This window comes from Algibacter sp. R77976 (assembly GCF_044594645.1).
In the GTDB taxonomy this organism is placed as follows: Bacteria; Bacteroidota; Bacteroidia; order Flavobacteriales; family Flavobacteriaceae; genus Algibacter_B.
Window position 1 is genome coordinate 1971303 of record NZ_CP138989.1, and the last position, 25206, is coordinate 1996508.

The 25206-nt window shown below is 30.9% G+C and carries 22 protein-coding genes and 1 tRNA gene; 3 read left to right on the forward strand and 20 right to left on the reverse strand.

Translation table 11 applies throughout. The annotated features are described in order from the left end of the window. Positions 1-45: 45 nt before the first annotated feature. From SJY43_RS08745 to SJY43_RS08815, 15 genes are all read right to left on the reverse strand, one after another. Positions 46-1503: an NAD(P)/FAD-dependent oxidoreductase gene (locus SJY43_RS08745; protein WP_396600362.1), complete on the reverse strand. Its 1458-nt coding sequence runs from the start codon at positions 1501-1503 to the stop codon at positions 46-48. Positions 1504-1664: 161 nt separating this feature from the next. Further along, entirely contained in the window at positions 1665-3278 is a 1614-nt protein-coding gene (locus SJY43_RS08750) for a T9SS type A sorting domain-containing protein (protein ID WP_396600363.1), read from the reverse strand. A 71-nt stretch (positions 3279-3349) separates the two neighbouring features. Beyond that, entirely contained in the window at positions 3350-4471 is a 1122-nt protein-coding gene (locus SJY43_RS08755) for an ABC transporter permease (protein ID WP_396600364.1), read from the reverse strand. Positions 4472-4669: 198 nt separating this feature from the next. Further along, positions 4670-5776, reverse strand: a complete 1107-nt coding sequence (locus SJY43_RS08760) for an ABC transporter permease (RefSeq protein WP_396600365.1) — start codon at positions 5774-5776, stop codon at positions 4670-4672. Continuing rightward, a complete protein-coding gene (locus SJY43_RS08765; protein ID WP_396600366.1) occupies positions 5773-6501 on the reverse strand; it encodes an ABC transporter ATP-binding protein in 729 nt (242 codons plus the stop codon). The genes SJY43_RS08760 and SJY43_RS08765 overlap by 4 nt, the downstream gene beginning before the upstream one ends. After that, the gene (locus SJY43_RS08770) at positions 6501-7403 is read right to left on the reverse strand and encodes an ABC transporter ATP-binding protein (RefSeq protein WP_396600367.1); all 903 of its coding nucleotides are present in this window, start codon (positions 7401-7403) and stop codon (positions 6501-6503) included. The genes SJY43_RS08765 and SJY43_RS08770 overlap by 1 nt, the downstream gene beginning before the upstream one ends. Further along, positions 7400-8296: an HlyD family secretion protein gene (locus tag SJY43_RS08775; protein ID WP_396600368.1), complete on the reverse strand. Its 897-nt coding sequence runs from the start codon at positions 8294-8296 to the stop codon at positions 7400-7402. Before SJY43_RS08775 ends, SJY43_RS08770 begins: the two co-directional genes overlap by 4 nt. Positions 8297-8306: 10 nt before the next feature. Continuing rightward, positions 8307-9557: a TolC family protein gene (locus tag SJY43_RS08780; RefSeq protein ID WP_396600369.1), complete on the reverse strand. Its 1251-nt coding sequence runs from the start codon at positions 9555-9557 to the stop codon at positions 8307-8309. 1 nt (position 9558) lies between these two features. Beyond that, the gene (locus SJY43_RS08785) at positions 9559-10173 is read right to left on the reverse strand and encodes a TetR/AcrR family transcriptional regulator (RefSeq protein WP_396600370.1); all 615 of its coding nucleotides are present in this window, start codon (positions 10171-10173) and stop codon (positions 9559-9561) included. A 71-nt stretch (positions 10174-10244) separates the two neighbouring features. Next, positions 10245-10538: a hypothetical protein gene (locus SJY43_RS08790; protein ID WP_396600371.1), complete on the reverse strand. Its 294-nt coding sequence runs from the start codon at positions 10536-10538 to the stop codon at positions 10245-10247. 15 nt (positions 10539-10553) lie between these two features. Next, entirely contained in the window at positions 10554-11630 is a 1077-nt protein-coding gene (gene cydB, locus SJY43_RS08795) for a cytochrome d ubiquinol oxidase subunit II (RefSeq protein WP_396600372.1), read from the reverse strand. A gap of 2 nt (positions 11631-11632) precedes the next feature. Further along, positions 11633-12964, reverse strand: coding sequence for a cytochrome ubiquinol oxidase subunit I (locus tag SJY43_RS08800; protein WP_396600373.1), 1332 nt, complete (start codon positions 12962-12964; stop codon positions 11633-11635). Positions 12965-13064: 100 nt separating this feature from the next. Next, a complete protein-coding gene (locus tag SJY43_RS08805) occupies positions 13065-13508 on the reverse strand; it encodes an OsmC family protein (RefSeq protein ID WP_396600374.1) in 444 nt (147 codons plus the stop codon). A 105-nt stretch (positions 13509-13613) separates the two neighbouring features. Next, positions 13614-14330, reverse strand: a complete 717-nt coding sequence (locus SJY43_RS08810) for a peroxiredoxin (RefSeq protein ID WP_396600375.1) — start codon at positions 14328-14330, stop codon at positions 13614-13616. A gap of 201 nt (positions 14331-14531) precedes the next feature. Beyond that, positions 14532-15074 (reverse strand): hypothetical protein, encoded by a 543-nt coding sequence (locus tag SJY43_RS08815; protein ID WP_396600376.1) that lies wholly within the window; start codon positions 15072-15074, stop codon positions 14532-14534. Between the two features lie 358 nt (positions 15075-15432). Here SJY43_RS08815 and SJY43_RS08820 point away from each other — a divergent pair, with 358 nt between their 5' ends. After that, the gene (locus SJY43_RS08820) at positions 15433-15810 is read left to right on the forward strand and encodes a hypothetical protein (RefSeq protein WP_396600377.1); all 378 of its coding nucleotides are present in this window, start codon (positions 15433-15435) and stop codon (positions 15808-15810) included. 63 nt (positions 15811-15873) lie between these two features. Further along, positions 15874-17976 (forward strand): TonB-dependent receptor plug domain-containing protein, encoded by a 2103-nt coding sequence (locus SJY43_RS08825; protein ID WP_396600378.1) that lies wholly within the window; start codon positions 15874-15876, stop codon positions 17974-17976. Positions 17977-18055: 79 nt separating this feature from the next. On the opposite strand, the gene SJY43_RS08830 is transcribed toward SJY43_RS08825, so the two are convergent. Continuing rightward, positions 18056-18205 (reverse strand): hypothetical protein, encoded by a 150-nt coding sequence (locus SJY43_RS08830; RefSeq protein ID WP_396600379.1) that lies wholly within the window; start codon positions 18203-18205, stop codon positions 18056-18058. Between the two features lie 178 nt (positions 18206-18383). Continuing rightward, complete coding sequence (locus SJY43_RS08835; protein WP_396600380.1) at positions 18384-19406, reverse strand: DUF3365 domain-containing protein; 1023 nt, start codon at positions 19404-19406, stop codon at positions 18384-18386. A gap of 178 nt (positions 19407-19584) precedes the next feature. Between SJY43_RS08835 and SJY43_RS08840 the strand changes: the two genes are divergently transcribed. After that, positions 19585-19658: transfer RNA gene (locus SJY43_RS08840), tRNA-Arg, on the forward strand. 55 nt (positions 19659-19713) lie between these two features. On the opposite strand, the gene SJY43_RS08845 is transcribed toward SJY43_RS08840, so the two are convergent. From SJY43_RS08845 to SJY43_RS08855, 3 genes are all read right to left on the reverse strand, one after another. Then, complete coding sequence (locus SJY43_RS08845; protein ID WP_396600381.1) at positions 19714-22008, reverse strand: hypothetical protein; 2295 nt, start codon at positions 22006-22008, stop codon at positions 19714-19716. A gap of 78 nt (positions 22009-22086) precedes the next feature. After that, on the reverse strand, positions 22087-22239 hold the full coding sequence (locus SJY43_RS08850; RefSeq protein WP_396600382.1) for an SsrA-binding protein: 153 nt from the start codon (positions 22237-22239) through the stop codon (positions 22087-22089). Between the two features lie 507 nt (positions 22240-22746). Further along, complete coding sequence (locus SJY43_RS08855) at positions 22747-25206, reverse strand: M56 family metallopeptidase (RefSeq protein WP_396600383.1); 2460 nt, start codon at positions 25204-25206, stop codon at positions 22747-22749.

Genomic DNA, 25206 nt, shown 5'->3' on the forward strand with positions numbered 1-25206 from the left:
TGTTGTTTTATATTTTTAATTGACTAATTCAATTTTATAATTATACTATTCCGGAATTAACCACCAAAATGGTCGCATTTTTGCTTTGTAAATAAAAGCATGATGTAACATTAATTTAAGCCAATGGCCTGCCAGACCAATAGCTCCAAAGGTTTTCCCTAAGTGTCTACCATGCGAATCTGGATATTTTTTAAAATCTGGCACAATAGGAAATGTGGTTATACTTACGCCGCTTCCTTGCCAAAAGCCAAACCCAGCAGAAGCAATACATGCCGCCCCCATATTACCTAAGCTTCCTTTATGGTGAAGCGATTCATCTCCTTTTTTTATACTATCAATAATATTATCTGCCACTAATTTTGCAGTAATTCCAGATAGCATTCCTGTTCGAGGCGGTGAAGGTGAAATATCTGTGCCGTTTTTACTTTTTCTAGGTTTTGAAATGGCATGAGGTGGTGCAAATGCAATACCTGGTGCAAATATGTTTTTATAACTTGGGTTTTGATAGGTTTCTGGCCAATCTTGCACAGTCCATTCTTCGTATGGCTTGGCCGTATAATCGGCATCTACAATCATAAAACCTCTAAATAGTTTTTCTGTTATATCATTTTCATTCTTATCGTAAGCTTTAAAACCATGACCAGAAAACGCTGGAATTAACATCGCGAAATCGTAAGTTTCTGTTTTGAATTCACCTTCAAGATTTTCGTAATGTGCTATACCATCTTCAATTTTATTTACAGCTGCACCAGTTACCCATTTTATGTCTCGGTCTTCAAAAATCATTTCAACCAATTCACTCGATTTCATAATCATGTCGCCATAACTCATAAGCATGCCATCCATTCCAAAATCGCCTAAAGCATACTCGTTAGAGATCCAAGTTACTTCTGCCATATCGCGCACTTTATGTTTGCGTAATTCTTGTTCTACATTTAAAATGTACTCGAAAGCAGCACCTTGACAAGTAGATTTAGAATGCCCTGTGCCTATTAAAATTTTAGCTTTTTTACCAGCTTTCATTTTTTGGATAACCGCATTTAGTCCTTCCCATGCATGGTCTGCATGTGTATAAGTACAAACAGAATATGTTTTGTTTTTTCCAGGTATTAAGCCTTCGGTAGCTTCAAAGTTTAGTTTGGGACCAGTTGCATTTATCAAATAATCATAAGTAACTTTTTCTTGTTGTCCTTTGTTTTCTCCTACAACATATTCTGCCAATATATAAGGTTTGTTTTCGGATTTATCCCCTTCAGGGAAAAAGGAAACAGCCTTTGCTTGCTTATATCCAATACCTTTCTTTTTATATAAAGGTGCTAAAGGAAATAATATTTTTTCAGATTTCATTCTACCAATTCCCACCCAAATATTGGATGGAATCCATTGGTAATTACTGTTGGGAGAAACCACAACAACTTCATGTTCTTTAGATAGCTTTCTTCTTAAATGAGAAGCTGCTACATGACCAGAAATCCCTGCTCCTAGAATGACTATTTTAGACATTTGTTTTGGTTTGATATTGTGAAATTAGCTTATAAATTTTTTTCGTAAAATGATATCCATCACTTTGATTATCTGACTAAAAGTGATTTATAGATATTAAGTAAAGATTGCTTTTTAAAACAAGTTAAATAGTAACTTTTGTTACATTATGAAATAATTAGTTAAATTTTTATTATTCTTTTTTCTAATGTTTTCGCACCATTTCTAAATTCTACTATATATTCTCCAGAGGCCATTTTTTCTAAGTTTAGTGGAATTGTTTTGTTGCCAATAGCCGCTTCAATTTCTAATGATTTTATTTTTTTTCCAGAAATATCATAAAGAGTTAGTTTGCTTTTTTCTGTATTTGGAATAAATACATCGATTGAAAAAACACCTTTTGAGGGATTTGGAAATATTTTGAGATTATAAATATTTTCGGAAGTTAATTTAACTTCATTTACACTCAACGTAGTTTTATTAATAAATACCTTAAAAGCTAGGCTACTGGCTGAACTTTGAGTGCCATTATTTATAAAAAAAATGTTTTCTTGGGTACTTTCAATCCCTCCAAAAATATAGCCTACTAATGTATTACCTTCTTGTAAATTATTTATATCTATAATTTCATCGTTTAAATAGTTAGGATTATTGTTTAACGGAATAAATTCTGCTCCAGAACCTAAAAACGTTGGCATTTCTATACCTAAACTGCTTTCTAACATTGAACCATCACTAAACCTAGATACTTTACTAATTGTTTTTACAAATGGTACATTATCATCTTGAATTAGGTTGTTATTAGCATCTAATTTGTATTGACTCATGCCTCCAAAAAATAAGGTATGCATGACCTTATTAGTGGTGTCGTAAATTGGAATTTTAGCACTATGGTATTGACTTAAATATTGATTAAATGTATTGTTAACCGAGTAACCAGACTCAGTAACATCTACAGTATTTAACCAAGGTAAATTTGCTGTATGCTGAAAAACACCACTAAACATAGTAAAACCTTCTGTACCATCTGGGAATATTTGCGGCGCCATGTTATAATCTCTTCTATGTAAATTATTGGTGTCATGTTGAGCTACGTAATTTGCTATAGTTAAGTTTGTACCGTCATCATTGATTTGGAAGGTCCTAATCTCATCGGTGTAATTTTGTATAAATCCTGGCCCATTATTTGGCCCCATTGGATTATAGCGTCCTTCAAAGTATTGTCCTCCACATAAATAAAATACACCGTTTAAGAACCCTAAATGTCCACCAGTAACAGCAAGATTAGTATCTGTAATTTGTCTAAAAAAAGATGTGATACTTGTGCTATTTATGACTGAATTAGCTAATTCATCTATATCAATGGCTGTTAAATTTGGATAGGTTATATGATCGTTTTGAGTCTCGCTAAAACCATAACCGCCAATAATATATAAAGTGTTTTCTCTTTGAAAAAACTCTTGATTTGTAGATTGCAATTGTTCAAATATTGATGCTTGCAAAACACTTATAGAAGTGCTCCAAGTTTGGTTGGCAACTGGATCAACCACATAAACGCTTTTATTATTATCATTTTCTAAAAAAGAACTTGAAGGTTGTCTTTGATGTAATCCATCTATTCTTCCTCCAAAAATGACCCATTTACCATCGGAAGTTTTACCCCATGAAAAAGAATGAACACTTGGTGCGTTTGTAATTATTAATGGTTCTATTTGAACTGTGAATTGGTCTTGAGAAAACATGTTAAATACTGTAAAAAGACCAATAAAAAAGGAAATAAAATTTATGTTTTTCATCTATATAAAAAATTGAAATAAAGATAATTAACACGAATAGGAAAAGTGCAACCTATGTTACATAACGTATTTCAATTAGTCTTCTTATAACTCCAAACAGCTAAACCATTCATAATTAATGCGTAAAGTAATGTTTTCAAAAGTTGAGGTAAAATATCTGTAAATGAAGAGCCTTTTAACATTACCATGCGCATAATTTCTACAAAGTATTTAATTGGGTTAAACTCTGTTACGGTTTGTGCCCATTTTGGCATGCTCTCTATTGGTGTAAATAAACCACTCATTAAAATAAAAATAACAGTAAAAAACCACGCGATAAACATAGCTTGTTGTTGTGTGTCTGTGAAATTTGAAATGAATAAACCAATGCCTAAAACCACTAAAATGTAAATTGAAGTGTATAAATACATGAGTGGTAAACTCCCTATCATTGGAACATTAAAAATAACTTTTGCTAAAATTAATCCTACTGTTAACAATCCTATGCCAATTACCCAAAATGGAAAAAGCTTCCCGATAATAAACTGGCTCTTGTTAATTGGTGTTACGTTTATTTGCTCTAAGGTTCCTATTTCTTTTTCGCGAACAATATTCATTCCAGATAGAAACAAAGTAATCATAGTTACCAATAAAACCAATATGCCAGGAACCATAAAGGTTTTATAATTTAGTGTTTTATTATACCAAAATAATGGAATAGTTTCAATAGCTATAGGTTGTACGTTTTGGCCTGAAGCTTGTAACAAATCGACTTTAATATTTTGGTTAAAGCGCTGAATAATTTGTGTAACATAAACGTTTTCAACACCTGCTGCTGCACCATCTATCGCATTTATAGTAACGCCTAAATTGTTGTGTTTTTCTTTTTGTAAATCACGTTCAAAATATTGTGGAATATGTAAAAGCACATCTACTTCTCCTTTTAACATTGCTGAACTTGCTATTTCTTCTGAAGGAAAATCTATTAATACATTAAAATAGGTAGATGCATTAAATTTTTCTACTAAAGCTCTTGATGTCGAAGTATGATCAATATCAATATAACCGAATTTGATGTTTTTAACTTCAAAAGTAGCAGCATTGGATAAAATAACGAGCTGTAATAATGGCAAGACAAAAATGATGGGAAGCATGCCTTTATTTCTAAAGATTTGCTTGAACTCCTTTTGTATGATGTATAGAATTGTTTTCATAATATTTCCCACGAAAGTGGGAATCTTTTTTATTAAAATGCTTAGCTTAATATATTTTACACCCCTAAAGTCCCCTCTAGGGGACAATCGTCCAATTCAACTGAGTGAGTTGTCCCTTAATGGGACTTTAGGGGTGTTTTTTGTTTTATATTTTATTCCTTTTAATGTCTGAACGTAACCATAAAATAACTTACTATTTTACTCCAATCTAATTTTATATTTCTTCACACTTAATCCAATGAAAAAGATGGTCATTCCAATCAATATCAAGGTTTCTTTCCAAATAAACTGAATTCCAACACCTTTAAGCATAATGCCTTTAATAATGATAATAAACCATTTAGCAGGAATAATATTGCTAATAATTTGCAATGGTAAAGGCATGCTTGAAATTGGAAAAATAAAACCTGATAGTAATATTACAGGTAGCATTAAACCCATTAAAGAAATCATCATTGCGGTTTGTTGTGTTGCAGAAATGGTTGATATTAAAATCCCTAATGCTAATGCTGTTATAATAAACAAAACACTTTCTAATGCCAATAAAAACAGGCTTCCTTGAATTGGCATTTTAAAAATAAAAATGCTCAACATTACAATGACTATAGCATTGATTATCGATAGAAAAATATAAGGAAATACTTTACCAACGATTACTTGAATTGGTTTTAATGGTGACACTAAAAGAATTTCCATCGTGCCTAATTCCTTTTCTCTAGTAATAGAAATGGATGTCATCATTGCAGAAACAAGCATTAAAATAATAGTCATAACACCAGGAACAAACATATACACGCTTTTTAATTCTGGGTTGTAAACCATGCGCGTTCTTGGAACTATTTGATAGGCAATTTTAATTTCTTTATTTAATTCTTTTTGATACTGAATTAGAATCGCATTCACATAATTACTAATTGTATTTGCAGTATTTGGGTCTGTAGCATCTGTAATAATTTGAATTGTTACTTTGTTATTTTTGATTAAGTTTTTGCTAAAATCTTTTTCGAAATTTAAAACTGCTTTAACTTTTCCTTTTTGAAAAATGGATTCAATATCAGATTCTTTTTCAATAAATTGATTGATACTGAAATATTTTGAAGCTGAAATTTTATTGATAATTTCTAGTGTACTTACATCTTTAGAATGATCTAGAATGGCAATATCTACATTATTTATTTCATTAGTTATAGCGAAACCAAACAACATAATTTGCGCTATTGGCATACCAAAGAGTATAAACAATGAGCGTCTATCTCTAAAGATGTGGTAGAATTCTTTTTTTATGAAGCCTATAAAACGTTTCATCCTCTTGCTAGTTTTAAAAACACATCATTCATATTTTCTGCTTCAAACTTCTCTTTTAACCTTTTAGGTGTGTCTAAAGCTTCAATCTTACCGTTTACCATTATGGAAACTCTGTCGCAATATTCGGCTTCATCCATATAATGTGTGGTTACAAAAACGGTGGTTCCTTGGTTGGAGGCTTTATAAATCATTTCCCAAAATTGCCGTCTAGTAATTGGGTCTACACCACCTGTTGGTTCATCTAAAAACACAATTTTAGGATCGTGAAGTAAAGACACCGAAAAAGATAATTTTTGTTTCCAACCTAATGGTAAAGAACCAACCAGCTTGTTTGCTACTTGTTCTAATCCTAATTCTTTAATTAATATTGCCGATTTTTCTTTGATTCGTTTTCTTGATAATCCATAAATTCCACCAAAAAAAGTAATATTTTCTTTTACAGTTAAATCGTCATACAAAGCAAATTTCTGACTCATATAGCCAATATTTTTCTTGATGTCTTCAGCATGTGTAAAAACATCATACCCTGCAACATTTGCTTTTCCAGAGGTTGGTTTAGAAATGCCAATTAGCATCTTCATAGCTGTAGTTTTTCCTGCACCATTTGCGCCTAAAAAGCCAAATATTTCCCCTTTTTTAACTTCAAAAGTTATGGCATTTACAGCTGTAAAATCTCCAAACATTTTGGTTAAACCTTCTACTTGTATGACGTTGATATTACTCATTATTTTGCTAATTCCATAAAGGTGTCTTCAATGGTAGCTTGTGTTTTTTTAATTGTTATGTTGGATAAATTTCTAGATTCTAAATACTGAAATAATTCTTTTGGATTAAAACCTGCTCTCCTGTCTGTGTAATGCACAAACTCGCCAAAAGGGTATACGCTATGGTTGTTTTTATAAGCGTTTAAACTATTAATGAGTTGGTACATGTTATCTGCACTTACGTTATAAATTGGTTTTGGATAATGTTTAACAATGGCTTCTGGTGTATCTATCTCAAGAATTTTACCGTCTTGTATCAATGCAATTCTATCACACAAAGCTGCTTCATCCATATATGGTGTTGATACCAAAATGGTGATGTCTTTTTGTTGTAAACGTTTTAGCATGTCCCAAAATTCTTTTCTAGAAACGGGATCAACACCTGTTGTTGGTTCGTCTAAAAACAACACTTTAGGTTTATGGATTAAAGCACAGCATAAAGCTAGTTTTTGCTTCATTCCTCCAGATAATTTTCCAGCTCTACGGTCTTTAAACGGTTCTATTTGAACATAAATATCTTTAATTAAATCGTAGTTTTCTTCAATAGTAGTTCCGAAAATTGTTGCGAAAAATTTTAGGTTTTCTTCAACGGTTAAATCTTGATAGAGAGAAAATTTTCCAGGCATGTAACCAACATTGTTTCTAATCTTTTTATATTCTGAAACCACATCAAAACCAGCAACTCTAGCTGTGCCTTCATTTGCAATTAAAAGTGTGGTCAATATTCTGAACAACGTCGTTTTTCCAGCGCCATCAGGACCAATTAAACCAAAGAGTTCACCTTCTTTTACTTCAAAAGAAATGTTCTCTATTGCTTTTACACTTTTGTATGATTTTGATATGTTAGAAACTGTGATACTCATTCCGCAGTATTTATCCAAAGTTCTGCTGGCATACCAATTTTTAGGCCTCCATCGTTCTTAACGTCAACTTTAACTGCATATACTAAAGCCACACGTTCTTCTTTAGTTTGGATTATTTTTGGCGTGAATTCAGCTTCTGAAGCAATCCAAGAAATAATTCCTTTGTAAGATTTCATGGTATCTACATTATCAATTTTTACAGTAACTTCTTGTCCTATTTTAATATTTGATAATTGCGTTTCGCTAATATATACACGCAATTGCATAGTAATTAAATTGGCAATTTTATAAAGCGGTTTCCCAAAGCTTGTTATTTCATTTGGCTCTGCATATTTTGTTAAAACTGTACCGTTTATGGGGTTTATGATTTTGCTTTTTTGAATTTGGTCATCTATTTGTTTTAACTGAACATCAATAGATTTAAGTTCGTTTACAACAGGTGCGTTCTGGATTTCAACACTTCTAATTTGTTGCTTAATGACATTAATTTCTCCAGTCACATCATCCAATTGTTTCTGTGTTCCTGCGTTGTCTTTTATTAAATTTTCAACTCGTATTTTATTGGTGTTTGCTGTTTTTAGTTTTGAATTCAAAACCGAAATTTGAGATAAAACACCTTTAGATTTCGAGCTAATTACAGCTTTAGAAACTTCTAGTTGTTCGCGTTTAAGCGTTAACGGAATAGTATCGATATACCCCAAAAAGGCTTCTTTTTGAACAATATCGCCTTCATTTACATGAAATTGCATCAATTTTCCGCTATTTTCGGCGGAAATGGTTATTTCTGTGGCTTCAAAATTTCCGTAACCATCGGCTTTTCCGTTATCATTTCCACAGGAAAATAAACTAGAAGCTATGATGCTTAATCCTAGAATGTAATTATATTTTTTCATCTGACTTATTTTATTGACCTTTAATAACATTGTAATTTGCTTTTGCGAGTTGTAATTGTATTTTATGTTTAACCAAAGTACTTTCATCCTCGTACAAATTAGTGAGTTCTGTAATGTATGCCGAAGGTGTAATAACACCATTTTTGAGTTGTGAATCTGCTGTTTTTAACACCTCTTTTCTGAGGTTAATAATTTCGAAATCGGAAGTGATAAACCCTTCAATTTTATCGATTTCTTTTTGTTGTTGATTTAATTCGATTGTTGTGTTCAGTTTGAAAATTTCAGATTCATTATCAACAATATCTTTGTTAATTGCTAATGATTGGCGTTGCTTTTTGTTTGAATTCCAATCGAACACATTCCAATTCAATTTAACTCCAACGGTATAAAATGTTTGAAACGAATTGTCAAGCATATTTAATCCAGGATTACCATAGCCACCAGTTGCAAAACCTAGTAATTTAGGTGCGTTTTGTTTAGATATTAAGCTTTCAGAATTTTCTATTTCTTCTTTTTTGAATTGAAATAATTCTAGTTCTGGTCGTTTTAAACCGGATTGTAAATCTGTTTCTACAAGCGGATATTTAAATTGGATGCCATCATTTAAGGGTTGACTAATTAAACTAGAAAGCGTTTCTATAAGTGATGATTTGTTGCTTTTTAATTCTTGATATTGTTGACTTATTTTTAATAATTCGGCCTCTAAAACTTTATCAGATGAAGGTAAAAGGACTCCATATTTAATTCCTGATTTCACTTCCTTTAGTTTGGCTTCTAATTGTGCTTTTTTAGCATTTAGTAATAACTCAGATTCTTGAGCTAATAAAATTGAAAAATAAAGCTGATTGATTTGTTGTTTTAATTGGTATAAATTGATGTCAACTTGTTTCTGTTTGGATTTTAGCTGTGCCGATTTCACTTTTAATGAAGCATCTGTTATTCCACCATTATAAATTAGCTGGTTTACAGAAAGTGTAGCTCTATATTGGTCTTTGTTCAAAGGTTCTATCCCAGACATGACAATAGGGAACTCAATGACATCAGATTGATATGTTGCTTGTGCATCAAAACTAAATTGTGGTAATTTTGAAGTGGAGATAACTTCTGTGTCTAATTTATTTTGTGCATCTAATAGCTGAGATTGTTTTGCTAAGGGGTAGTTTTTTGTCACTAATTGGTAACATTCACCTAACGTTATGTTTTGCTGTGCTATACTTGGAAGCGTTATTAATATTGATAAAATGACTATTAACTGTTTCATTTTAGGTCGTCTTTATAGAATTAATAATAAAGTTGGCTACTTCGGTTTTACGTGCTTCCATAAGTTGGTTGTAGTTTTTGTTATTTGAATTAGTAAATGCCATGATTAATGGTTTTGCTACAAAAGGAAAAATATTTAGTGCCATGATATTGATAAATAATTGTTCTGCACTTATTGGTTTTATAATACCTTTTTGAACTTCTTCATTTACTTGTTTTTTAAATTTTTCAATATTAGGAAAACCTTGGTTTTCTTTCATTTTTAGAATAAAATCTGGATTTCTATTGAGTTCTTGAATTATAAAATTTGGCAAATAAGGGTGTTTTACAATGAATGTTATGTAGTTTGAAGTAAAGTTTTTTATTTTTTCTTCAATTGAGGAATCGTCATTTAAAATTGTATTTAACTGTGGCGCTAAAAGTGTAAAAGCATGTTTGAAAACTGCTTCGAAAAGTAATTGCTTACTTCGGTAATAGTAATGAAGCATTGCTTTATTAATTCCTGCTTTATCTGCAATTTCTTGCATTCTAGCTCCATTCATTCCTTTGGATTGAAATACGTTTTTTGCAGCGTTTAATATTTGCTCTTCAGTATTTTTGTCTTTTATTTTTTTCATTCTAACTATATGGTTTAACCAAATGGTTAACAAATTTACAAAAAATAATCAAACGTGATATAGTTTGATTATTAGTTTAATTTTTTCGAAACACTTTTTGTAACTATTAGTCCTATAACACCTCCTAAAACTGAAACTAAACAGTTTATAATAAAAAGAGAACTATGGAATGTTCCATTCTCCATTATTGACCAAGGATTAAAACCTAGCCTGCCAAACGATTTTACTAAAAAGATACTTCCAAAAACGCCTACTAATGTATTGCCGGTAAATCCAAAAGAATATTGTTTTTTTAAATATCCAAAAACGTTTGCAGCAATAATTCCTATGAAAATACTAATTAAAGAAATTAAAGTACCTGTCATAATATTGAATTTTAATTAATGTTCGCCATAGCCAACATTGTCCATTTTTCCTTTAAATACTTTGTATTGAATTACCATATAAATCGCAACCAAAACTATAGCAATGGCAAACCAATACACGCCAATTGAAAGTCCGTATTCATGAGCAGCTACATTATATAAGGTTAAATCTGGATTTATGGTATTTGTGGATGGCAATACCTTTGGAAAAATAGATGCAACAGTCGATGTTAAACCCCCTAATAAAAATAGCGATGAAAACAAAAAGCCTTTACCGTGTTTCTTGAAAGATTTCACTTTAAATAACCCGAATAATCCAGTAAATGTAATGATTGGAAAAATCCAGAGCCAAGGTTTATCAATAAAGTTATGAAATGGTTGCGGCTCAATAATGTGCCAAACCAACAGAGAAATAACCACTAATGCAAGTAAAACAATATTAAGATTAAAAACTACTTTCTTTAATTTTTCGTTTAAATCTGAATTTGTTTTAAAAATAATCCAATTTGCGCCATGGATCGTTAATGCTACTACCCCAATTACACCCAGTAAAAGAGTAAACCAGTCTATAATTCCTAATTGTTCAGCTTGAGGGCTAAAGGTTGGATTCCATAAAGGCAAAAAGAAATAATGAGCTTCTTGTGTTGACGCCCCATTAACTACATTTCCTAGGTTTACACCTCTCACCACATTTCCTAAGGCAACACCAAAGAATAATGCTAATAATAAACTAGAAATCCCGAACGCCTTATCCCAAATGGATTCCCATATCTTATTATGAACTTGTCCGCGCAATTCTAAGCCAATGGCTCTAAAAATTAGTAACCATAAAATCATCATTAATGGTAAATAAAAACCACTAAAAGATGATGCGTACAAGGTTGGGAATGCAAAAAATAAAACACCTCCCGAAGCAATTAACCAAACCTCATTAGCATCCCAAAAAGGGCCAATAGCATTCGTGATTGCTTTTTTATCTTTCTCTTTTTTAGCAAAAAATAAATGTATGATTCCTGCACCAAAATCGTAACCATCTAAAATTACATAAACAGCTAACATTGTCATTAAAACGATATACCAAAATAATTCCATAATTAGTGTTGATTTAGTTGAGGACCTTTATTAATAATTTTACCGGCTAGCATTAAGAATAGTAAGCCAAGAAGTAGATACAGGCCTATAAAGCCGAGTAGCGTAAATAGGGTGTTTCCAGAAGATACTGTTGGTGATGCACCATCTGCTGTACGCAGTAAGTTGTAAACCAGCCAAGGTTGTCGGCCTAATTCTGCTGTGTACCAACCTGTTGTATTTGCGATGTACGGAAATGGTAACATAAACATTATGGACCATAATATCCATTTGGTTTTATATAGTTTTTTTCGGAATAATTGAATACTAGCAAGCAGCATCAGGCCTATAAAAATGGTTCCTAAACCAACCATTATATGATATGAATAATATAAACCGGGAATATTTGTAGGGTAATCTTCTTCTTTAAACTCATTGAGCCCTTTTATTTGTGTATTCCAATCTTGGTAGGTTAAAAAACTTAATATGTTTGGAACAGCAATTTTATTATCTAATTTCTTTTCTAATACGTTAGGCTGACCAATTAGCACAATTTCCGAACCACCTTCTTCTGTATGAAATATCCCTTCCATGGCAGCAAACGTTACTGGTTGATGTTTTACCACGTTTTTAGCAGCTAAATCGCCAGTTGGAAACGCTACTAATAAACTAGAAATTAATCCGAAAATAACACCGGTTTTAACAAATAGTTTTCCAAATTCATTATGCTTATTATTCAATAAATAGAATGCTCCAATGGCTGCAACAACAAATGATGATGTAACTAAAGAAGCTGCTTGATTATGTAAATAAGAGGGGAGTAACCAAGGATTAGAAAACAAAGCTCCAAAATTGTTTAAAACAAATTTTCCGTTTTCTACTATCTCGTAACCAACTGGGTATTGCATCCAAGAGTGTGTTGCAATTATTAAATACCCGCTAGCCCAAGAGCCTAAAAAGACCAGAAACCCTGTTATAAAATGTAGTTTATGCCCCAAGAGTTTTTCGCCAAATAAAAAGAGCCCTAAAAAGGAGGACTCTAAAAAGAAGGAGAACATGCCTTCCATGGCTAATGTTTGGCCAATTATACCACCTGTAAGTTCTGAGAATTTTGCCCAATTGGTGCCAAATTGAAATTCCATAGGAATACCCGTGACCACGCCCATAGCAAAATTGAGTGCAAAAATTTTCATCCAGAATTGTGCTGCATCATTGTATTTGTCAATTTTGGTTCTGAGAAATTTCCACTTAAAATAGACTATCATTAAAGATAAACCCATGGTTAATTGTGGAAATAAATAATGAAATGTGATAGTAAATGCAAATTGCATTCTATCGTAGAATAGCATGTCTTCCATTGAAAACGTTTTTAATATTTATAGAACAATATTTGTTTATATACGTACAATAAAAATAAGCAATTAAGCACTTAAATTGAACCTTTTTTTAGTTAAGTTTTTAGCCATTTTGTACCTTAATGGTAATTTCCATTTTAATATTAGAATTAATGGAATTTGATATTAAACAAGCTTTTTCTGATTTCTCAATTACTTTTTTAGCTAACTCAATATCTGCTTTATTAGAAATTGTAACCACAGGTTTTAACACCACTTCGCTAATAGTAAATTTGCGATCAATCGTTTCTAATTTGCCTACTGCATCAGATTCAAAATCGACATAATCAAGTTTAAAGTTTTCAGCTACTGCTAAAAAGGTAGTCATTAAACATCCATTAATAGCGGCTATAAAATAATGTTCTGGAGACCAGATATTTGATTCTCCTTTAGGAAATTCAGGAGGTGTGGCTATGGTGATTTTCTCATCTAAAACTTCAGAGGAAAGCACGCCTTTTCTATTTTCTTTCCAATTTACTTTGACTTGATAAAAATGTTCTTTTCCCATTTTGTTTTTATTTATGGGGCAAATTTAGATGGTTTATTAAAAGCAATTTGTAACTTATATTACAATAGAGCCTGTCTTGTAACAAAACAGGCTCTTTTTTTTTATTTACTTTTTAAGAATTTCATTTAAAACTAGATCTTTATCTAGTTTTTTAGTGCAGAAGAACCAATCCTTACAGTCTAAATCATCTGTAGAACTCATTCTTTCTTCTGCTACGCCACAAGACCCAGCTGGCGATACAATAACGTCGTCTCCAGGATTCCAATCTGCAGGAGTGGCAACATTAAATTTGTCTGAAGCTTGCATGGCTATTAAAGCTCTGTAAAGCTCATCGAAGTTACGGCCTAAACTTAATGGATAGTAAATGATTGCTCTTACGGTTTCATTTGGGTCTACAAAAAATACAGCTCTAACGGCTTGTGTTTTGCTTTCTCCTGGTTGAATCATGCCATATTTCTTGGCAACTTCCATAGAAATATCTTCAATTAAAGGGAATTTAACTTCAATGTTTTTCATACCGTTAAATTCAATTTTATCCTTTATCGTTCTTAACCAAGCAATATGGCTGTATAAACCATCAATGGATAATCCTATAAGGCTACAGTTTGCTTTTTCAAATTTTTCTTCTAAATGTGCAAAGGTCATAAACTCAGATGTGCAAACTGGTGTAAAATCTGCTGGATGACTAAATAAAATTGACCATTTTCCTTTATAATCTGAAGGATAATTAATGTCTCCCTGTGTAGTTACTGCTTTAAATTCTGGTGCTTTATCTCCAATTCTAGGCATTGAAAACAATTGCTCTTCTGTTGTTGATTCCATAATATTTATATTTTATTTATATATGTTTTAATTATTACAAATATAAAATATCATAGATTTTAACTATGTAACATGAGTTACTAAATCGAGGCGTTTTTTTAATTTCACAAAAAATAATCGGTTTTAAAGTGCTTGTTTTTAAAGGTATACGCTCTTTTTGTTAAGTTTAAAAAAAATTAAAATTATTAGTAAAGAAAGCTTTTAAAATTTATAACCAACTCCTAAGCCTAAGGTTGCAGTACTGAATCCATCAAAACGATGATCGTAAAAAAGAGTAGGCATCATATAAAACTCAGAACCAAATTCATATTCGTATTCTAACCCGATTCGTGCCAAAACATAAGATTCATTGTGTTCTAATTCAACCCCTGGACCTACACTAATTACAAAACCATTGGAGATATGATAAAGCGCATCTACGGTCAATACTAATGGATTAATACGCTCAATTTCTTCGCCGTCATTTTTTTCAACTATAAAACTTTCAATTTCTAAGTCATTATGTAATCCTATTCCCCATTTATGGTTAAACCAATAATCAACATCTAGTCCCCATGAAGGAATAAAAAGATGACTATCTGTACCTTCACTTTTTATATAAGTATGGCCAATAACAACTGCAACTCGAATACCTTTTCCTGATGATTCTTCATGGTGATCTGTGTTAGAACTGTGATTTTCTTGTGAAGTAACTTGATTAGCTGTTATTAGAAATAACAATAGAAATGATAATTTTTTAAGCATTATGAATAGTATTAATTAAAGATGTTTTAAAGTATTTACGGAAGGTTTTTGTAATTTAAGTGGGGTGTTTTTTTAAATTAAGGTTGCAAGATTACTGTTTTTAAATAAATGAAAAGCTGATGAATGTCATGCAACCTCATATTTAAAGTAAAATAATTAAACCCTTTGTGGTATAGTGTTCTGTTGCTTAATTGTAACTAATGTTACTTTATCTGTTAATTTTTATAAAGAACTTGCAACACTTTATATTATTAGGATTCTAATGGTGATATCCACATACAACAAAATGCCTTTTTTATATTTAAAATATGATTAATGTTAGTAAGGAAATAAAGATGCTATATTATATTTGCACAGCATGAAGATAAACGTTTATATCGTTTTAGTTTTATTATCCTGTTTGGTATTATTCAATAGCACAAAGGCATCTTTGACTTACGCTTATTATGAAATAGATCCAATTGGTTTTATTGATAATCTCTGTGAAAATAAAGACAAACCGGAACTGGAGTGTAACGGTAAGTGTCATTTAAAAAAAGTGGCAGAATCTCAAGACAGTAAACAAAACGCTCCAGAAAGCATTATTGATTTTAAAGAGCTTATTTTATTCTCTAGCAGGATGGAGTCTATTGTTTTTAATAAAATAGAATACATAAAAAAACAAAACTCAACCGTCTATCAGAATTTATATTCTTTCACTAACTCTTATTATTGTTTTCAGCCTCCAAAGGCATAATTTACTTTCGTAATTGGTAGTTGTTACTACCCAAATTATTTAAGTTAATTAATATTACTACAAATGAAAACATTATGGAGTATGCTTTTGTGCATACTAATTACAACTGTGTCTTTTGGTCAAGAAAAAAACACGACTAAAAAAGATACTACAGATCAAAAAATCACAAAACTGAACGAAGTTATTGTTACTGGGAATTTAAAAACAGATCCTGTGTTAACAGTAATTTCTAATAATTATGAAGAGCAAATTGCACAACCTAAAAATGTAGCAGATTTATTTAATGACATTAACGGCTTTTCGGTAATAAAAAGAGGGAATTATGCAATAGACCCTTCATTTAGAGCTTCGCAATACGAGCAATTAAATATTCAATATGATGGTGGTACCAAGGCTATGCATGCCTGCCCGAATAGAATGGACCCCATTACTACACACATTATTCCAGAAGAGGTTTCAAAAATTGAAATCATTAAAGGACCATATACTGTTAGATATGGAGCTACATTTGGCGGTATTGTAAACTTGGTAACTCAAAAACCAGATTATGAAGACTATGGTTTACATGGCAAAGTTTCTGCTGGTTATGAAAGTAACGGAAACTCCTTGGTTAACTTAGTCCAATTACAATACATTCAAGAAAAGTTTGATATTGTTGCGAATGCCGGTTATAGAGATTTTGGAAATTATGAAGATGGAGATGGAATAGAAATTCCTTCGTCTTTTAGAAGTACAGATTATGGTATTAAAATAGGTTATAATTTTACAGAAGATCAACGTTTGCAAGCGCATTGGAGACAGTCTTTTGGTCGCGATGTATTACATGCCGCATTACCAATGGACACAGAGTATGATAATAGTAGTATCATGTCTTTAGATTATAAACTAGATAATATTGGAAAAACAGTAAAATCATTAACTGCTAAGGCTTACTATAGCTTTGTTGATCATTTAATGACTAATGATAATAGACCTTCGTTTATGATGATGGAAGCTGCTTCTGCTGTTGATGCAACAACACTAGGAGGGAAGTTAGAACTAAACTGGAGGCCATTGGAAAAAATAAATGTGTTTTCGGGTATAGATGCCATGCATATTGCTAGAGATGGAGGGAGAACTAGATTGGTGAAAATTATGAACGGTAATGTGTTACCAACACCTATGACTTTTAATGATAAGGTATGGCAAGATTCTTATATTAATGATTTAGGCGTGTTTACAGAGGCCAAATATAGCGTGAATCCTAAAACGGTATTTACTGCGGGTATGCGTTATGATAATGTAACTTCAGATATACAAGATCCAGAAGCTGATTTTGACGCTATGTACAACCTAGAGAAACGTACAGAACATAATGTAAGTGGAACCGTTTCAATTAAAAGTAGAGTAACTGATAATTTTACGATAGAAACTGCTTATGGTCGTGGCGTGAGGTCTGCAAATATGATTGAGCGTTTTATTAATCACTTTACTGTTGGTCAAGATCCTTATGAATATGTTGGGAACCCGGATTTAAAAGCCGAAGTAAACAATCAATTTGAAATTGGATTTAAAGGCAATGAACCTTTAAAAAATGGTTTTAATAGCTTTAGGTATGAAACATCTTTTTATTATTCATTTTTTGAAAACTATATTGTAGGTGTTATAGACCCAAGCGTAACAAAGAAGTTTAATCCTATGGCTCAACCTACAGAAGTAAAAGTGTTTCAAAATATTGAAGAAGCATATAAAACTGGGTTTGAAGCTATGGCGCAAATAGATTTCTTGAAAGATTATTATTTTAAAACTGAGTTTGCTTACGTGTATGCTAAAAATAAAGATTTGGCGGAATCTTTACCACTTACACCGCCTTTTAACACGAAGTTGAGTTTAGGGTTTAAAAAAGAAAAACTGTGGGCAAGTGTACACTATAATGTAGTCTCTAAGCAAGATAATATTTCTAAAAGTTTTGGTGAAACAGAGACCGATGGATACCAGACTCTAGATGTGCGTTTTGGCGTAAAACCTATTAAGAATTTTACATTGGGTGTTGCTGTAATTAATGCTCTTGATGAAGCTTATAATAATCATTTAAACTTCTCGTTTACTAATCAAGCAGACTTTGGAAGAACACCAATTACTGACCCAGGACGTAATTTTTCTGCCTTTTTACAGTATAAATTTTAATACATATATATAGTGTAAATAAAAAAGTAGCGCATTTATAATGCGCTACTTTTTTTATAATTAATGATATTAAATAACCCTATTCTTCTTTAGGTTTATCATTTTTTCTGTCACTACTGGTCATGAATTTTATTAAAAAACCAACTAGAGTTAGACAAACTAAACCAAAAATAGCAATCATTATTACGCCGTTACTCCAGTTATATAGTGCAATGTTTTGAGTTATCATAAATACATGTTTTTTATATCGTTTCTAAAATGTAAAATTATTAATCATAAGTTTTATTAAATATGATATTTGTCAGTGTTGGTTCTGATTAGTTCATGTTTTATAAATTATGATTGCTAGCTAGAATTACCTAATATTAGTTGTGTTACTTTCCATAATTTGCTCATACCTGACTTGATTATTTATCAAAAGTAATACTCCAAATACCTCGAACTTCGTTTATATCATAGCCAATAGCTTGATCTTTTGGATATAATTCGGCTATTTTTTTAAAAGTTGCCGTTTCAATCGTATTGTTTGGTGTACCATGACATTGTAAGCACATGGTATTTGTGGTTATTGGATAAAATACTTGAACTTTATTATCCATTTCTTTTACAATTGGGTTTGGTTCTTCTTTATTTAAAATAACCTTTTTAAATGCTTCGATATGCTTTAATTCTTCTGCATTAGCCTGGTTGCTTTGGTTTCTAGGTTTATCAGAAACACGTTTAATATTTGCGTTATGAACTACAGACATACTATCTGTTAAAGGATATGCTTTTTCATTACAAAAAGCTAAGGCTTCTTGGGTCCCCTTTTTTTGAATGGTTCCCATTAAATTTTTACCTAAAACCGCTTTTGTAGTTAAAGCATATTTTAACCCGCGTTCTCCATAGGGTAAATCTTTAAACTGAATTTCAGATTGTTGTTTTCCATAGCCATTCCCTCGGCCTTTTCCATTTCCTTGACCTTTTTTCATTCCTTGTCCTTTATGCATCCCTTTTTCTTGATTGTAGTGGTCTTCAAACCATTCAGGTTGGTCAATTTCAAAATCATACATATAGTCTGCAATTTGCTTAATGGTTTCTTCAGGGTACGGTGTTTTTGGCATTACACCAAAACGTCTTACAGCACCAAACATTTTTGCATCATCTTCATTTGGGTTTTTTATCCACGCTTGCATAGCTTCAATAAATTCTTCTTTAGAAGTTTCATTTTTGATGTAATGCTTTTTTATGGCAATCATTGGTGGGGCAATTCTATCGGCCTCGCTTGCTGTAGGGCTATGGCACACATAACAATTGGTTTCCATTAATTTTTTCCCAGGATGTTTATTTGCTTCCATTTGTTTTTCAAAAGCAGAGTATTCTTTGTTTTTAGAATTATTACAGCTAAAAATAAAGATTGATAGAAGGGTTAGAAGCACAATTTTTTTCATTTGGTAAAAATTTAATTATAAAACTTAAAAGTAGTTTAAACTATTATTCTGCATTGTAACTTAGGTTACTTAATCAATAATTCCTTTTTAAAAAAGTTATAAGAATTAATTTCGATTAAATTTAAATAAGATTTGGTAGAGTTTTAATAAAAAATGTATATTTGCACCCACGAAAAAAGGCCTCGTGGCGCAACTGAATAGCGCACTTGATTACGGCTCAAGAGGTTATAGGTTTGAATCCTATCGAGGTCACAAAAAAAAGCTTTCAATTTATTGAAAGCTTTTTTATTTTTAAAACTATTTTGTTTTACTCAATACACTTTAGCTTGTCAATAAAAAACTCTTTGTAGTCAATGAATTTTATTTCTGTTGATCCTTCAGTTCCGCGAATTGCAATAGATTTAATAGGCGATGTTTTTAATATATTTATTTGAGTTGTTGTTAATCTAGCTTTGAATAGAAAAGTGTCTCCACATTCAATATCCCAAGAATGATAAAAGGCTATTACTTTACCACTCTCTAACGTAACTTTTACGCTAGATCTTTGGTTTGGTAAATAAGAAGCGCAACCCAAATCTCCTTTATAATTAAAAAACACATTTTCTTTTCTGCCTTGTTTATAAAGCTCAACGGTTAAGTTATTCCCTAAACTATAAGGTTCTGTTCTAATTGTGGTGATGTTGTAAAACTTGTCGTATTCATTAATTTGATAATGGCATGAATCCCTAAACTTCATGCGTTCTAAAAGTGCTCTCTTTTGTTGTTCTTCTTTAGAAATAGCAGTTGATTTGTTGTTTTCTTCAACTTTAGTGCTGCTTTTTCTTAAAGCTTCTAATTCTTTTCTTTCTTGTTCTATAATGCGAGCAATAGAGTCATTTTGTCTTTTTAACTCCAAGAGTTGTTTTGACTCTAACTCTCTTACTTTTAAAATAGAATCGTATCGTCTTTTTTCAAGAAGTAGTTTTTGTTGTTCTTTTTGGATGTCATTATTTGCTTTTTCGGCAGCTACTTGCTTTTCTTTAGCAATACGTTGCTTTTTAATAGCTTCTTCTGCTTTGGCAATAGAATCTTTACGTTTTTGGATTTCAAGCTTTTCTTTCGCTTTAGCAGCTTCTTCTTTTCTTTTTTGAAGTTGTAATTGTTTTTCTGTGTCTTCTTTTGCTGCGGCAATAGAATCTTTTATTCTTTTCTGTTGAAGAATTCTATTTTCCTCTTCAATAGCTTTTTCATCAGCCTCTTGCTTTTCTTTAGCAATACGTTGCTTTTTAATAGCTTCTTCTGCTTTGGCAATAGAATCTTTACGATTTTGGATTTCAAGCTTTTCTTTCGCTTTAGCGGCTTCTTCTTTTCTTTTTTGAAGTTGTAATTGTTTTTTTGCGTTTTCTTTTGCTGTTGCAATAGAATCTTTTATTCTTTTCTGTTGAAGAATTCTATTTTCCTCTTCAATAGCTTTTTCAGCAGACTCTTGTTTTTCTTGAGCAATACGTTGTTTTTTAATAGCTTCTTCTGCTTTGGCAATAGAATCTTTACGATTTTGGATTTCAAGCTTTTCTTTCGCTTTAGCGGCTTCTTCTTTTCTTTTTTGAAGTTGTAATTGTTTTTTTGCGTTTTCTTTTGCTGTTGCAATAGAATCTTTTATTCTTTTCTGTTGAAGAATTCTATTTTGCTCTTCAATAGCTTTTTCAGCAGCCTCTTGTTTTTCTTTAGCAATACGCTGTTTTTTAATAGCTTCTTCTGCTTTAGCAATAGAATCTTTACGTTTTTGGATTTCAAGCTTTTCTTTCGCTTTAGCGGCTTCTTTTACTTTCGCAATAGAATCGATTCTCCTTTTCTCTTTTAGTATTCTATTTTGTTCTTTTACTATTAAAGCTAAAGAATCTTTCTTTCTTTGAGCTATTTGCTGCTTTTTAACGGCTTCTTCAGCTTTCGCAATAGAGTCATTACGTTTTTGAATTTCTAATAGGTTTTGTGCTTCTGCCTTAGCTTTAGCAATAGAGTCATTTCTTTTTTGTTCAGCTAAAAGCCTATTTTTTTCTTTTGTAGCTTTTTCAAGCGCGTCTTTTTCTGCTTGAGCGATACGTTGTAAACGTTGTTCTTCTTTTGCTTGAGCAATAGAATCGTTCCGCTTAATTTCTAATAATTTTCTATTTGCTTCAGCTTCAATTTTTGCTATAGAATCTAATCGTCTTTGTTTTATTAAATCTATTTTTTCTTGTGCTTGTCTTGCTATTGCATCTGCCTTTTCTTGCCTTTGCTTTCTTTCTTGAATAGCTTTTTCTCGTTGCTTTTCTTCATGATCAAAATAAAGATCCATCATTTGTTCATTCACAAATAAATATTGATCATTCACAAAGCCAACCTTATCTTTGTATTTGACTTTATAAGTATAATTACCTAAAAAAGCAGTAACGACGCATTTTTGATTTTCTTTAAATTCTGAAATAATTTCGGAAGATTTAGCTTCCGATAAATGTAGATTCCCGTCTTGAGAAAACTTAGTAGGAATGCTAGCTTCTTGTGCAAATAATTGTATGCTAAAGCTTAGGAGTACTATTAATGGATAAATATGCTTAACCATAGGTTTTGAGATTTGTGGGGGCATTTGTATTAATTCGATGTAAATGTACTATTAGAAATAATTAAAATACAAAAATTAAGCCGAAATGCTATTTTTTGCCTATTAACCTAACGCATTTCTTGTTACAAACCATCTCCAGCCTATAATAGCCATCTGTAATTTAGTGGCTTTGGCTAAATCTAATTGCTTTTTAGAGTAACTTGGTAAGATGAGTTTATTAACCTTGGCTAAAAATTTAAACGCTTGCTTCTTCACTTTATAATATAATTTAAGTACAAAAATAGTAAAACTTATTCTAGACTAAGTTTTACATGGTTCTTGGTTTAGATAATTGAAATAATAAAGATTATTATATCAATTAATAGTTCAGCAAGTGCGATCATATTTTTAGGTTTTAAAAGTTAGTAAATACGGTTATTTATATCAATGTTTTTTGAAGATATGTATTTACCAATATGCCCGCCAAATACTTTTATTAAAATCGATAAATTTGAATACTAATTTGTAAGTATAAAGATGAATTTGGTTTCGTTATTTATGTGACTAACTTCAATAAGGTGTTAATATGTAATTAAAAAAGTATATTTATGTATTAATATGAAATAATTATAGGGAGTTTTTGTGATGGTTTTTTAAAACCAAGGGGTATTTTATTATCAAAACATAGTTTTTTAGTTATTTCATTATTTTATGAATTATAAAAACAAAAAAAGACACTCAATTATGAGTGTCTTTTAGATTCATAATATTTGGTAATATGAATTATTCTTTAGTTATAATTTCTATTACTCCATTTTTTCCTTTATCACCGTATTTTTTTACAGCCTCTTTTCCTCTAAGTGCTATAATGCTTTTAAAATTATTACTCTTAATCTCTAATGCTTTTGTTCTTGAACTCACTTTACCGTTAATAAGATATATTGGCTCTTTACCTTCTTCAATACCAATAGAACTGATAGGGCTTTTGTTTTTGTCTAAATGAATAGTAGTATTAGAAGTATTTTTGGTTTTTATTTCTATGACACCATTTTTTCCTTTATCACCATATTTCTTTAAAGCACTTTCTCCTTCAAAAGCAGTTATAGTACTGGTATTGCTATGATTTAGACTTTTCATAATGGTTTCATCGATTTCTTTTCCGTCTAATATTATTAAAGGTTTATTTTTAACTGTATCTCTTATTATAATATTACCAGAGTTTTTGGTTGTTATAATAACGTCACCATTATCCAAATCTCCACTTTCTTTTTTTTGAATCATAATAACGCCATCCTTCGCTTTATCGCCAAAATATGATATTGCTTTTTCATCTTTTAAAACAGTAACACTATGTATTTGTTCTGTATCAAGTTTACTAAATTCGTCTTTACTTATCGCTATTCCATTAACTAAATAAACTGGGTTTTTCCCATCGTAAAGATTAATTGTTTTAATACTTGTACTATCTAAAGGTCTACTATTAATAGATTTTGTTTTCCCTTTAGTAGTTAATTTTATTGCTCCATATTTGGCTCTTTCTCCATAACTATCTAAGGCATTTTGTCCTTTCAAAACTTTCATTTCTTTAATGCTTTCTGGTGTAACAGCACGCATTTCTTTTTCGGTTATTTCTTTTCCATCTAAAAAGATTAATGGCGTTTTACCATTTTTATCACTTATTCCCTTTATAATTATACCAGAGTCACTCCTTCCTATCATAATCGGATCGTCATTTGATTTATTTTTATCTTTAGTGTTTTTTTTAATAAAAACAATACTGTCGGAAGAAACTAACCTATTATTCTGTTTAAATATTGGAGTATTTATTGATAGTTCAATTACCTCATTTTTACCATCCTCTCCATATTTTTCAATAGCTTTTTCACCTTTTAAAACATTCATAGAATTAATATCATCTGCATTTAAATCTTGAATGTCTTTTAGTTCCACAATTTTACCATTCAAAACAAACAAAGGGTTATCTAAACCATTTTCTGGTATTAAATTACCCAGCTTTTTAGAGTTTTTGTAAGCAGCTGCTTTTTCCGGAGAAGGAAATCCTGAAACTACTTTCCAATCCGTATCAGAAAGATTACCAATACTGATTTTATTATTTTCTTTATCAAGAACTATTTTTATAGCTTTAATTGGTAATAGGGAAGATGTGTTAAAATCAGCATTAGCGGTTTTATTTTTTATGCCGATAGTAATGGAAGTAATTAATCCTTTAATACGTTTTAAATTGCTTATTTTAAGAGTATACCCTTTAGTTTTGAAAAGTTTTTTTATCTCCTCAAAATCTGTGTCTTTAAAATTATCTAGAATGTGGTAGGTGTGAACACTATTTTGGTTTGTAGTAGTTAACTGCAAATCTTTTTTGTTTGGTTTTTCTTCCTTTTCAATATAGATTTCTTCTGTATTAAAGCTCATTAAAAATACAGCTAGTAAAGGAATAACAAGGACATATTTAATCTGATTAATTTTTCTTGATTTTGATTTGTGTAACATGACGATTCGTTTTTTGATTAATGAATTATAAAAATTATTACTTAAAGTCATTTGATGAGAAGACAGACTTGTTTTAAGCAATGTAGTTTGATAACTTTTTTTACAGTTAAATTTTTGTTGAGCATTATGGTCTGCAATAAACTCTAAATTTTGTTTTACTATTTTACTATACAACCAGATAAACGGATTACACCAAAGCGCAATACATGTGAGGTGTATAAATAAAATATCTATACTGTGGTATTGATTGGCATGTACTTTTTCATGTTCAATAATTTGATCTAACTCATTTTGATTAAATTGTTTGGGGTTGTAAACAATCCATTTAAAAAATGAAAATGGAGATACATTCGTTTGTGTTTCTACATAAGTATATTTACTGTGTTTTGTTTTCTTATTTCTTAAAATAACAAGCGCTAAAGCGGCGATTTGAATAAAAAACTTAATACTAAATATCATAACTCCCAGACCATAAGTTATGATGACAAAGTCTAACCATTCTAAACCAGAATTAACAGGAACTGCAACAGCATTTTCGAATGTAAAATTAGATAAATCAACAGGTGTATATTCTATGTAAATAGGAATCACAATCATCGGGATAGTAAAAGCAACCAACAAACCAGCCAACAGAAACCATCTGTTTTGTATAAAAAATGTATGGTGCTGCAATAACAGTTTATAAAACATGTAAAAAATAGCAATAACTGCACTAGCTTTAAGTATATACTCCAT

What these genes read in the sequence shown, in the direction of transcription:
- SJY43_RS08805 (WP_396600374.1), bottom strand. Translation starts at nt 13,508, where the DNA reads ATGGGAAAAGAACATTTTTATCAAGTCAAAGTAAATTGGAAAGAAAAT.
- SJY43_RS08775 (WP_396600368.1), bottom strand. Translation starts at nt 8,296, where the DNA reads ATGAAAAAATATAATTACATTCTAGGATTAAGCATCATAGCTTCTAGT.
- cydB (WP_396600372.1), bottom strand. Translation starts at nt 11,630, where the DNA reads ATGGAATTATTTTGGTATATCGTTTTAATGACAATGTTAGCTGTTTAT.
- SJY43_RS08745 (WP_396600362.1), bottom strand. Translation starts at nt 1,503, where the DNA reads ATGTCTAAAATAGTCATTCTAGGAGCAGGGATTTCTGGTCATGTAGCA.
- SJY43_RS08855 (WP_396600383.1), bottom strand. Translation starts at nt 25,206, where the DNA reads ATGGAGTATATACTTAAAGCTAGTGCAGTTATTGCTATTTTTTACATG.
- SJY43_RS08835 (WP_396600380.1), bottom strand. Translation starts at nt 19,406, where the DNA reads ATGAAAAAAATTGTGCTTCTAACCCTTCTATCAATCTTTATTTTTAGC.
- SJY43_RS08755 (WP_396600364.1), bottom strand. Translation starts at nt 4,471, where the DNA reads ATGAAAACAATTCTATACATCATACAAAAGGAGTTCAAGCAAATCTTT.
- SJY43_RS08760 (WP_396600365.1), bottom strand. Translation starts at nt 5,776, where the DNA reads ATGAAACGTTTTATAGGCTTCATAAAAAAAGAATTCTACCACATCTTT.
- SJY43_RS08830 (WP_396600379.1), bottom strand. Translation starts at nt 18,205, where the DNA reads ATGATAACTCAAAACATTGCACTATATAACTGGAGTAACGGCGTAATA.
- SJY43_RS08810 (WP_396600375.1), bottom strand. Translation starts at nt 14,330, where the DNA reads ATGGAATCAACAACAGAAGAGCAATTGTTTTCAATGCCTAGAATTGGA.
- SJY43_RS08765 (WP_396600366.1), bottom strand. Translation starts at nt 6,501, where the DNA reads ATGAGTAATATCAACGTCATACAAGTAGAAGGTTTAACCAAAATGTTT.
- SJY43_RS08780 (WP_396600369.1), bottom strand. Translation starts at nt 9,557, where the DNA reads ATGAAACAGTTAATAGTCATTTTATCAATATTAATAACGCTTCCAAGT.
- SJY43_RS08790 (WP_396600371.1), bottom strand. Translation starts at nt 10,538, where the DNA reads ATGACAGGTACTTTAATTTCTTTAATTAGTATTTTCATAGGAATTATT.
- SJY43_RS08825 (WP_396600378.1), top strand. Translation starts at nt 15,874, where the DNA reads ATGAAAACATTATGGAGTATGCTTTTGTGCATACTAATTACAACTGTG.
- SJY43_RS08785 (WP_396600370.1), bottom strand. Translation starts at nt 10,173, where the DNA reads ATGAAAAAAATAAAAGACAAAAATACTGAAGAGCAAATATTAAACGCT.
- SJY43_RS08770 (WP_396600367.1), bottom strand. Translation starts at nt 7,403, where the DNA reads ATGAGTATCACAGTTTCTAACATATCAAAATCATACAAAAGTGTAAAA.
- SJY43_RS08820 (WP_396600377.1), top strand. Translation starts at nt 15,433, where the DNA reads ATGAAGATAAACGTTTATATCGTTTTAGTTTTATTATCCTGTTTGGTA.
- SJY43_RS08800 (WP_396600373.1), bottom strand. Translation starts at nt 12,964, where the DNA reads ATGGAAGACATGCTATTCTACGATAGAATGCAATTTGCATTTACTATC.
- SJY43_RS08815 (WP_396600376.1), bottom strand. Translation starts at nt 15,074, where the DNA reads ATGCTTAAAAAATTATCATTTCTATTGTTATTTCTAATAACAGCTAAT.
- SJY43_RS08845 (WP_396600381.1), bottom strand. Translation starts at nt 22,008, where the DNA reads ATGCCCCCACAAATCTCAAAACCTATGGTTAAGCATATTTATCCATTA.
- SJY43_RS08750 (WP_396600363.1), bottom strand. Translation starts at nt 3,278, where the DNA reads ATGAAAAACATAAATTTTATTTCCTTTTTTATTGGTCTTTTTACAGTA.